The 11,608-nt window shown below is 38.3% G+C and carries 5 protein-coding genes and 1 tRNA gene; 4 read left to right on the forward strand and 2 right to left on the reverse strand.

Annotated features, from left to right (window positions below; translation table 11 throughout):
- Window positions 1-26 precede the first annotated feature (26 nt).
- Complete coding sequence (locus BXY_RS02245; protein WP_008022355.1) at window positions 27-1,241, reverse strand: tetratricopeptide repeat protein; 1,215 nt, start codon at window positions 1,239-1,241, stop codon at window positions 27-29.
- 32 nt (window positions 1,242-1,273) lie between these two features.
- Window positions 1,274-3,850, reverse strand: a complete 2,577-nt coding sequence (gene gyrA / locus BXY_RS02250; RefSeq protein WP_015531114.1) for a DNA gyrase subunit A — start codon at window positions 3,848-3,850, stop codon at window positions 1,274-1,276.
- Between the two features lie 354 nt (window positions 3,851-4,204).
- Between gyrA and BXY_RS02255 the strand changes: the two genes are divergently transcribed.
- From BXY_RS02255 to BXY_RS02270, 4 genes are all read left to right on the forward strand, one after another.
- Entirely contained in the window at window positions 4,205-6,733 is a 2,529-nt protein-coding gene (locus tag BXY_RS02255) for an ATP-dependent Clp protease ATP-binding subunit (protein WP_004314507.1), read from the forward strand.
- 133 nt (window positions 6,734-6,866) lie between these two features.
- Window positions 6,867-8,912 carry a molecular chaperone HtpG gene (htpG, locus tag BXY_RS02260; protein WP_008022359.1) on the forward strand — a complete coding sequence of 682 codons (2,046 nt, stop codon included), beginning with the start codon at window positions 6,867-6,869 and terminating at the stop codon, window positions 8,910-8,912.
- A 171-nt stretch (window positions 8,913-9,083) separates the two neighbouring features.
- Window positions 9,084-11,384: a patatin-like phospholipase family protein gene (locus tag BXY_RS02265; RefSeq protein ID WP_015531115.1), complete on the forward strand. Its 2,301-nt coding sequence runs from the start codon at window positions 9,084-9,086 to the stop codon at window positions 11,382-11,384.
- 79 nt (window positions 11,385-11,463) lie between these two features.
- A tRNA-Arg gene (locus tag BXY_RS02270) sits at window positions 11,464-11,537 on the forward strand.
- Window positions 11,538-11,608: the final 71 nt, after the last annotated feature.

An 11,608-nucleotide genomic window follows, 5' to 3' on the forward strand; every position in this document is an offset into this window, starting at 1 on the left:
GACTTATAATTTTCCTGAAAACGATATTACTTCATCAGTTTATCGATTTCTTCAAATTCAGGTCCCATGTTCAAGTTATAGTAAACTCTATAAAGACCTTGTAACCATAAATCTTGTTGATCAGGTTTCAAAGCTCTAGCTTTTTCATAGAATGGTTTAGCTTCTTCGTAGAATTTCTTAACTACAGCCTGTGCTTCAGCATATTTAGGATCATTGATATCTGTTGTTGCTTTATCAGCATAATCCTGTGCTTTCATCAAATATACCAAGCCTACATTAGAGTATGCTTCTGCATATTCCGGATCAGCAGCAATAGCTTTCTTGTAGTATTCGATTGCATTATCATACTCTTTCATATTATGATAAAGATATGCTTTTACATACAAATACAACTTATTGTTCGGATCATTAGATAACATTCTGTCAGCAAACTCCATAGCTTTTGAAGCTTGATTAGAGCTATTATAATAATCAACCAAATTAGCAAAGAAATAATCATTTCCAGGGAACTTTAGGATACCCTCTTCCAAAGATTTAATCCAAGCAGCAGTATCACCTTTAGCTTTATAGGCATCAGCCATCAATTGCATTGCAAATTTACCTCCGTCCTTATCAGATAAAGCCATTGGGGCATATTTAATAATAGCATCTTTATCACCTACCCTATCAGCAGCCAATGTAGCATAATATGCAATTTGTGGGATAAGAGTATCATTCTTAGCCAATTCTTTATCAGCTAGCATCGGATACGAAGCTGATTCAACATATGTTGCAAAGAATTTCAAGGCTTCTTTATTCTTATCCAAGTTAAAATACTGAATACCACCATTAATCAAATTAGGACGTTCAGCCAACATACTTGAAGCATTTGCTTTCCGGTATTTGTTTTTAACTTTTCCCTTTTCATTAGGTATTTCCGCTAATTCATCACACTTAGTATAGTACTCATACATTTTCAGAATACTATTATACACTTTCAATGTATCATACGGTTTTTTCAAAAAAGCATTTTTCATTTGCTCTTCGTTGATACGTCTCTGAATAAATCCAGCAACGTCCCATGTGTCAGCAAGATCCTTCGTTTCAGGATTCTTCATAGCTTCTTTAATAAGCTGCTCAGCCTGCTTAAAATTAGGTTTTACGTCATTAGCCATACTCTTTGCTTCTTTCACATTTTTCATCTGTGCGAATGAGAAGCTAACAGCCATCAATAAAACCATCGAAAATAATACTCTTTTCATGATTGTTGTTTGATTAATTATTAATATTATGTCTATTCCTCGATTTCGTTGTTGCTTTCGTTTTCATTTACGTCTGCTACATCATCAATATCAGGAGCATCAGCATTCGGATCACTCACAATTGTTCCTTCTGCTTCTTCTGCCGGAATTTCATCTTCAAGACTTTCTGTCATAACCTTACATACCGAACCAATCTGGTCGTTACGTTTTTCTAAATTTATCAGACGGACACCTTGAGTAGCACGGCCCATAATACGAACATCAGCCACTTTCAAACGAATAGTGATACCAGACTTATTGATAATCATCAAGTCATTTTCATCAGTTACTGACTTGATTGTTACCAACTTACCTGTTTTTTCGGTAATATTCATGGTCTTCACACCCTTACCACCACGGTTCGTCTTACGATAGTCTTCTATTTCAGAACGTTTGCCATATCCTTGTTCGGAAACTACCATCACAGATTCTGTCTTCAAATCTTTGATACAAATCATTCCTACTACTTCATCCTGGCCATCATTATCCAATGTAATACCGCGTACACCTGTTGCTGTACGTCCCATTACACGAACTGCTGCTTCATGGAAACGAATTGCACGTCCATTACGATTGGCAATGATGATTTCATTGTTTCCATTCGTCATACGAACTTCAATAACACTGTCATCTTCACGGATAGTTATGGCATTTACACCATTCTGACGAGGACGAGAATACTGTTCTAGTAATGTCTTCTTTATTACCCCTTTCTTAGTACAGAACAATACATAATGGCTATTAATAAACTCAGAATCTTCCAAACTCTTCACACGCAAGTATGCAGTTACATTATCGTCCGAGTCAATATTCAACAAATTCTGAATAGCACGTCCCTTAGAATTCTTCGTTCCCTCAGGTATTTCATATACTTTCAGCCAATAGCACTTGCCTTTTTGTGTAAAGAACATCATCGTATTGTGCATGGTAGCAGGATAGATATGTTCTACAAAGTCTTCATCACGGGTCTCCGTACCTTTCGAACCTACACCACCACGATTTTGTGCACGGAATTCAGTCAACGGAGTACGTTTGATATAACCCATATGAGAAATTGTAATAATCATCTGATCATCTGCATAGAAGTCTTCCGGATTGAACTCTTCTGAAGAATAAACGATTTCAGAACGACGTTCATCTCCATATTTCGTTTTAACTTCCAACAATTCATCTTTCATTACCTGACGGCATACTTCATCATCAGCCAAAATACTTTCCAAATAAGCTATCTGCTTCATTATTTCTTCGTATTCCGCATGAAGCTGATCCTGCATCAGACCTGTCAATTGACGCAAACGCATTTCTACAATTGCGCGAGCCTGAATTTCTGTCAGGTTGAATCGCTCAATCAAGCCTGCTATAGCGTCATTAGGAGTTTTTGCTGCACGAATGATACGAATTACTTCATCAATATTATCCGAAGCGATAATCAAACCTTCAAGAATGTGCGCACGTTCTTTCGCTTTACGAAGATCGAACTGAGTACGACGAATAACAACTTCGTGTCTATGTTCGATGAAATATTTAATTAAATCTCTCAGATTCAACGTTTTTGGACGTCCATGAACCAAAGCAACATTGTTTACGCCAAAAGATGTCTGCAAAGCTGTCATTTTATAGAGTTTGTTCAACACTACACTTGCATTTGCATCACGTTTGATGTCAATAACAATACGCATACCGTCACGGTCAGACTCATCGTTGGCATTTGAGATACCTTCTATTTTCTTATCATTTACAAGATCAGCTATATACTTAATCAGTTCGGCCTTATTTACATTATAAGGAATCTCGGTTATTACGATCTTATCATGTGTCTGTCCGCTTTCGATTTCGGCTTTCGCACGCATAATTACACGTCCCCGTCCAGTCAAATATGCCTCGCGTACACCACTCACACCATATATAAACCCGCCAGTAGGGAAATCTGGTGCTTTGACAAATTCCATCAGTTCTTCTACTGTAATTTCCGGATTATCAATATATGCTTCACATGCTTCAATTACTTCCGAAAGATTATGAGGAGGCATATTGGTAGCCATACCTACAGCGATACCGGATGCTCCGTTCACCAGAAGATTCGGGATACGTGTCGGCATAACTTTAGGTTCTACCAGCGTATTATCAAAGTTAGGCTCAAAATCGACGGTTTCCTTATACAGGTCATCCATCATTGCTTCACCCAACTTATTAAGACGAGCTTCTGTATAACGCATAGCAGCAGGGCTATCACCGTCTACAGAACCAAAGTTCCCCTGTCCATCTACCAAAGGATAACGCATTGCCCATTCCTGAGCCATACGCACCATTGCAAAATAAACAGAAGAATCTCCATGAGGATGGTACTTACCGAGTACCTCACCCACAATTCTGGCTGATTTCTTATAAGGTTTGTCTGAAGTATTGCCCAATTCCATCATTCCGTATAAAATTCTACGGTGAACAGGCTTAAATCCATCTCTAACATCCGGAAGGGCACGTGAAACGATGACCGACATGGAGTAGTCAATGTACGATGACTTCATTTCCTCCTCGATGTTAATCTTTATAATTCTGTCTTGTTCAAGCATTTAAAATGATTATTAATTATACATTCTACGGTTTGTGAAAAACCACGCTAAAGTACTACTTTTCCCCGATATACGAAAGTTTTTAGAAAGAAAGTTTTAGCATGACCGGGACGACAATTCATTAAACTTTAAAATTCGAAAATAAAAAGATAAAAACGATAAATATAATATGGAAAGATAGATAACATTGGTAAAAAAGAGCTGGATATTTGTTATACCTTATATATATAATGCAAATACACCGTTTTTATGGCACGCCATTTGTAGATATAAGAAATAAAGCAAATATTGCAATACAAACTTGATTAATGCGTATATTTGCCAGTGAATAACCCTTAGAAGAAAAGGAAAAGTATGAATAATCAATTCTCACAAAGAGTTTCCGACATTATCGTCTATAGTAAGGAAGAAGCGAATCGGTTGAGAAGTAGGTATATAGGCCCTGAGCACCTGCTTCTGGGAATCCTTCGTGACGGTGAAGGAAAAGCTATCGAGATATTGTCTAAACTCAACACCAATCTAGCTGCAATAAAGCAACAGATTGAAGCTCAACTGAAGGCAGAAGCTGATGATATGTTATTGCCTGATGCAGAGGTACCGTTATCTAATGATGCGGCAAAGATATTAAAAATGTGTATTTTAGAAGCTCGTGGAATGAAAAGTAACATCGCTGATACAGAACATGTATTATTGGCTATTTTAAGAGAAAAAAACAATATGGCAGCTTCCGTACTTGAAGCAAACGATATAAATTATGTGAAAGTACTGGAGCAAGCTACATTGCAACCAGATATAAACTCTGGCATGGGCTTTACGGAAGACGATGATGATGACGAAGAAATGTCCTCTCCCCGTTCCGGCAGAGGTGGTTCGGACGAACGCCAACAAGCACAAACCGCTTCTAAGAAGCCGTCTAATGACACACCGGTACTTGACAATTTCGGTACTGACATGACAAAAGCGGCAGAAGAAGGACGCCTGGATCCCGTTGTCGGCAGAGAGAGAGAAATCGAACGTTTAGCGCAGATCTTAAGCCGCCGCAAAAAGAACAATCCGATTTTGATTGGTGAGCCTGGTGTAGGAAAATCAGCGATTGTTGAAGGTCTTGCATTAAGAATCATTCAGAAAAAGGTTTCGCGGATTCTGTTTGATAAACGAGTGGTTGCTCTTGATATGACTGCTGTTGTAGCAGGAACCAAATATCGTGGACAATTTGAAGAACGTATTCGTTCCATTCTCAATGAATTACAGAAAAATCCGAATGTAATATTATTCATTGATGAAATCCACACGATTGTAGGCGCAGGCTCTGCGGCAGGTTCTATGGATGCTGCCAATATGCTAAAACCGGCATTGGCAAGAGGAGAAATACAATGTATCGGTGCTACCACTCTTGATGAATATCGTAAGAACATTGAGAAAGATGGCGCTTTGGAACGTCGTTTCCAAAAAGTAATAGTAGAACCGACTACCGCTGCCGAAACTTTGCAGATTTTGCGTAATATCAAGGATAAATATGAAGATCACCACAATGTGTATTATACGGATGAAGCATTGGAAGCATGTGTCAAGCTGACAGACCGCTATATCACAGATCGTAATTTCCCTGATAAAGCTATTGACGCTTTAGACGAAGCCGGTTCACGTGTACATCTTACCAATGTCAATGTGCCCAAAGAGATAGAAGAACAAGAAAAACTGATCGAAGAAGCCAAAAGCAAGAAAAACGAAGCTGTGAAATCGCAGAATTTCGAACTTGCAGCCAGCTTCCGTGATAAAGAAAAAGAGCTTTCTGTCCAATTGGATGAGATGAAAAAAGAATGGGAAGCCAATCTGAAAGAAAACAGGCAAACTGTTGATGCAGAAGAAATTGCCAATGTCATCTCAATGATGTCAGGCATTCCGGTACAACGGATGGCACAGGCTGAAGGTATCAAGCTCGCAGGTATGAAAGAAGATTTGCAGGCTAAAGTCATCGCACAAGATACAGCAATAGAAAAACTGGTTAAAGCTATTTTGCGAAGCCGTGTAGGGCTAAAAGATCCTAATAAGCCAATTGGCACATTTATGTTCTTAGGCCCGACAGGAGTTGGTAAAACTCACTTAGCAAAAGAGTTAGCCAAATATATGTTTGGTTCTGCTGATGCACTGATTCGTATAGATATGAGTGAATATATGGAAAAGTTCACTGTTTCACGCCTGGTTGGAGCACCTCCGGGATACGTAGGATATGAAGAAGGTGGTCAGCTGACAGAAAAAGTGCGCCGTAAACCATACTCGATTGTATTGCTTGATGAGATAGAAAAAGCACATCCGGATGTGTTCAACATCTTGCTTCAGGTTATGGATGAAGGTCGTCTGACTGACAGTTATGGCAGAATGGTAGATTTCAAAAATACTGTTATTATCATGACTTCCAATATAGGAACCCGTCAGCTGAAAGAATTTGGACGTGGCGTTGGTTTTGCGACACAAAGCCGCCTGGATGATAAGGAATTCTCGCGAAGCGTAATACAAAAAGCTCTAAACAAATCATTCGCGCCCGAATTCATCAATCGTGTAGATGAGATAATCACGTTTGACCAGCTTTCTCTGGAAGCAATAACAAAGATTATAGACATAGAGCTGAAAGGATTGTATGATAGAATAGAATCTATTGGTTACAAGCTTGTTATTGAAGATAAGGCGAAAGAATTTATCGCCGGCAAAGGATATGACGTACAATATGGCGCCCGTCCTTTGAAGCGAGCAATTCAAACTTATCTGGAGGATGGCTTATCCGAGCTCATCATTTCCTCCTCTTTGAAGGAGGGAGATACTATTCAGGTATCTCTCAATGAAGAAAAAGGTGAATTGGAGATGAAAGTTGTCACTCCGGAATAATATTATTTCCTGAATAAGAAAATAAAATAATATGCCATAATGTCAGACCTTCGGGTCTGGCATTTTTTTTGTCTCTATCTGAACAAACATCAATTAAAATTAATCAATAGATAAACTAAAAAATATACGTATTATGCAAAAAGGTAATATTGGGGTTACAACAGAGAACATTTTCCCTATCATTAAAAAGTTTTTGTACAGTGACCATGAGATTTTTCTGCGCGAGTTAGTATCCAATGCAGTAGACGCCACTCAAAAGCTGAATACGCTTGCTTCTATTGGCGAATTTAAGGGTGAACTGGGTGATTTAACCGTTCACGTTGAATTGGGCAAAGATACCATTACTATTTCTGACCGTGGTATCGGTTTGACTGCAGAGGAAATTGAAAAGTACATCAATCAAATAGCTTTTTCAGGAGCTAACGACTTCCTGGAGAAATACAAGAATGACGCAAATGCCATTATCGGACATTTCGGACTTGGCTTCTACTCTGCTTTTATGGTTGCAAAGAAAGTGGAAATTATCACTAAATCATACAGAGACGGTGCACAAGCCGTAAAATGGACTTGTGATGGCAGCCCTGAATTCACTATTGAAGAAATAGAAAAAGCCGATCGTGGATCAGACATCATCTTATACATTGATGATGACTGCAAAGAATTTCTCGAAGAAGCACGTATTTCCGAGCTTCTGAAGAAATATTGCAGCTTCCTTCCTGTTCCCATTGCATTTGGGAAAAAGAAAGAATGGAAAGACGGCAAACAAGTAGAAACAGCCGAAGATAATATAATCAATGATACCACTCCTTTGTGGACACGTAAACCTAGCGAACTTTCGGATGAAGATTACAAATCATTCTATAGTAAGCTATATCCAATGTCTGATGAACCACTATTCTGGATTCACCTGAATGTTGATTATCCATTCCATCTGACCGGTATCCTCTATTTCCCGAAGGTAAAGAGCAATATTGAATTAAATAAGAATAAGATTCAGTTATATTGCAATCAGGTATATGTTACAGACTCGGTTGAAGGTATTGTGCCGGACTTCCTGACTTTGTTACATGGCGTAATCGATTCTCCGGATATTCCGTTGAACGTTTCCCGTTCGTATTTGCAAAGCGACTCGAACGTGAAGAAGATTTCAACTTATATTACAAAGAAGGTTTCCGACCGTTTACAGTCTATATTCAAGAATGACCGTAAGCAGTTTGAGGAGAAGTGGAATGATTTAAAAATATTTATCAATTACGGAATGCTCACACAAGAGGATTTCTATGATAAAGCGCAAAAATTTGCCCTTTTCACCGATACAAATGACAAGCATTATACATTTGAAGAGTACCAGACCCTTATTAAAGATAATCAGACAGATAAAGATGGAAACCTAATTTATCTGTATGCAAATAACAAGGATGAGCAATACAGTTATATTGAAGCTGCCACCAACAAAGGATACAATGTTTTGCTCATGGATGGCCAGTTGGATGTAGCTATGGTGAGCATGCTGGAACAAAAACTTGAAAAATCCCGTTTCACTCGTGTAGACAGTGATGTTGTTGACAATCTTATTGTAAAAGAAGATAAGAAAGGTGAAACGTTGGAAGCCAATAAACAGGATGCAATCACAACAGCCTTCAAGAGTCAATTGCCTAAAATGGATAAAGTTGAATTCAATGTCATGACACAGGCATTAGGAGAAAATTCAGCTCCAGTCATGATTACTCAAAGCGAATATATGCGTCGTATGAAAGAAATGGCGAATATTCAGGCCGGAATGAGTTTCTATGGTGAAATGCCTGATATGTTTAATCTAATTCTTAATTCAGACCATAAGTTGATAAAACAGGTATTGAATGAAGAAGAAAGCGCTTGCCAGGCAGAAGTAGCTCCGATACTTTCTGAAATGGACAATGTCAACAAACAACGCAATGAGTTGAAAGACAAGCAAAAGGATAAAAAAGAAGAAGAAATCCCCACATCAGAAAAAGATGAACTAAACAATCTGGATAAGAAGTGGGATGATCTGAAAGGTAAGAAAGAAGCTATCTTTATCGGCTACGCAAGCAATAATAAAGTTATCCGCCAGCTGATCGATTTGGCCTTATTGCAAAACAATATGCTAAGAGGTGAAGCTTTGAATAACTTCGTAAAACGTAGCATAGAATTGATTTAATATCGCCCCTTTAAACATTACACATACTTCAAGAAAGAGCATTCAACGTTAAATACACGTTGTAATGCTCTTTTTCAATTTAAAACGATCGGTAAAATATCGATTAATTGAAAAGTATTGTATATATTTGAACACTTAATAGACAAAAAATTCAATTGTTTGATTTGGGTTATGAGAAAGATTTTTTTAGTGTTAATTACTTTATGGCTGATTATTCCGGCTATCCATGCCCAAAAAGTAGGACTTGTATTAAGCGGTGGTGGCGCCAAAGGGATGACACACATCGGTATCATTCGCGCTTTGGAAGAAAACAACATTCCTATTGATTACATTGCAGGCACTTCTATGGGAGCCATTATCGGTTCTTTATATGCCATGGGATACTCTCCTGACGACATGGTAGAACTTCTCAAGTCGGAAGACTTTAAACGATGGTATTCCGGAGAAGTGGAAGAGAAATATGTATATCACTTCAAAAAGAATCTTCCCACTCCCGAATTCTTCAATATTCGTTTTTCATTCAAGGATTCATTGAAAAGTTTGAAACCTCAATTCCTGCCTACCAGTGTTGTCAATCCGATTCAGATGAATCTCGTTTTCGTAGACCTATATGCACGTGCCACAGCCGCTTGTAAGGGAGATTTTGATAAACTTTTTGTTCCTTTCCGTTGCATTGCGTCCGATGTATACAACAAGAAACAATTAGTCATGAAGGAAGGAGATTTAGGAGATGCCGTCAGAGCTTCCATGAGTTTCCCATTCATGTTTAAGCCTATTGAAATAGACAATGTATTAGCCTATGACGGAGGTATTTATAATAACTTCCCCACAGATGTCATGAGAGATGATTTTCATCCGGATGTCATCATAGGAAGCGTCGTGTCAACCAATCCCACTAAACCCAAAGAAAATGATCTCATGAGTCAAATTGAGAATATGGTGATGCAGAAAACCGACTATTCCATTCCGGACTCCATGGGGATTTTAATGACGTTCAAATATGACAATGTTAATCTAATGGATTTTCAACGCATTGACGAATTACACGATATAGGATATAATCGAACCATCAGCATGATGGATTCAATCAAAAGTCGTATTCATCGGCGTGTAAATCTGGATAATATACGTTTAAGAAGAATGGTATACCGGAGTAATTTTCCGGAGCTACGCTTTAAAAATATCATCATCGACGGAGCTAATCCACAACAACAAGTATATATTAAAAGAGAATTTCATAAATCAGATACCAAAGAATTCACTTATGAGGATTTAAAACAAGGTTATTTCCGATTGTTATCTGATAAAATGATTTCCGAAATTATACCGCATGCAATTTATAATCCGGAAGACGACACCTACGATCTACATTTAAAGGTGAAATTAGAAAATAATTTTGCTGTGCGGTTGGGAGGAAATATATCCACTTCCAACTCCAATCAGATCTATCTGGGGCTTAGCTATCAGGATTTAAACTACTATGCCAAAGAGTTTATCCTTGACGGGCAACTCGGAAAAGTATATAATAACGTGCAGTTTATGGCAAAAATTGACTTCGCCACTGCCATTCCTACCTCATACCGCCTTATAGGCTCAATCAGTACTTTCGACTATTTCAAGAAAGACAAACTTTTCTCGCGAAATAACAAACCCGCCTTTAATCAGAAAGACGAACGTTTCTTAAAATTGCAGGTCGGATTACCTTTCCTTTCGAGCAAGCGAGCAGAGTTTGGGATCGGAATTGCGAAAATTGAAGATAAATATTTTCAGAAAAGCGTCATTGACTTTGGAAATGACAAATTTGACAAAAGTCGCTATGATTTATTCGGTGGATCAATCAGTTTTAATGGAAGCACCCTAAATTCTAAACAATACCCTACACGTGGATACAGAGAAGCTCTTGTTGCCCAGATCTTCGTTGGAAAAGAGCGATTCTACCCAGGCGAAGGAAGTACCACCAACAACAATAATAAAGACCATCACTCATGGTTGCAATTATCATACATGAAAGAGAAATATCATAATATGAGTGAACATTGGGTTTTAGGATGGTATTTGAAGGCATTATATGCCTCTAAAAACTTTTCCGAGAACTATACGGCCACAATGATGCAGGCTGGAGAGTTTTCGCCCACGCTACACAGTAAATTGACCTACAACGAAGCCTTTCGTGCCAATCAATTTGTGGGAGCCGGTATTCGGCCTATTTACCGTTTAAACCAAATGTTCCATCTTCGGGGAGAATTTTATGGCTTTATGCCCATTTATCCAATCGAAAAAAACTCGTTGAATAAAGCATATTATGGAAAAGCTTTCTCCAAGTTTGAATATTTAGGAGAAATTTCTGTTGTATGTCAATTACCTTTTGGAGACATCTCTGCATATGTAAATCATTATAGCTCACCGAAAAGGGAGTGGAATGTCGGACTAAGTATAGGTTGGCAACTATTCAATTATCGGTTCATAGAATAATTTTCTACAAAAAAAGTCGTTGAAAAGCTTGCTAGTTCGGGAAAAGTCCGTATCTTTGCACCCGTTAAAACGAAATAATGGTCGCGTAGCTCAACTGAATAGAGTAGCTGACTACGGATCAGCCGGTTACAGGTTTGAATCCTGTCGCGATCACTTTTTGAATTAACAAAATGGCCGCGTAGCTCAACTGAATAGAGTAGCTGACTACGGATCAGCCGGTTACA

Source organism: Bacteroides xylanisolvens XB1A (assembly GCF_000210075.1).
GTDB classification, from domain to species: Bacteria; Bacteroidota; Bacteroidia; order Bacteroidales; family Bacteroidaceae; genus Bacteroides; species Bacteroides xylanisolvens.

What these genes read in the sequence shown, in the direction of transcription:
- BXY_RS02245 (WP_008022355.1), bottom strand. Translation starts at nt 1,241, where the DNA reads ATGAAAAGAGTATTATTTTCGATGGTTTTATTGATGGCTGTTAGCTTC.
- gyrA (WP_015531114.1), bottom strand. Translation starts at nt 3,850, where the DNA reads ATGCTTGAACAAGACAGAATTATAAAGATTAACATCGAGGAGGAAATG.
- BXY_RS02255 (WP_004314507.1), top strand. Translation starts at nt 4,205, where the DNA reads ATGAATAATCAATTCTCACAAAGAGTTTCCGACATTATCGTCTATAGT.
- htpG (WP_008022359.1), top strand. Translation starts at nt 6,867, where the DNA reads ATGCAAAAAGGTAATATTGGGGTTACAACAGAGAACATTTTCCCTATC.
- BXY_RS02265 (WP_015531115.1), top strand. Translation starts at nt 9,084, where the DNA reads ATGAGAAAGATTTTTTTAGTGTTAATTACTTTATGGCTGATTATTCCG.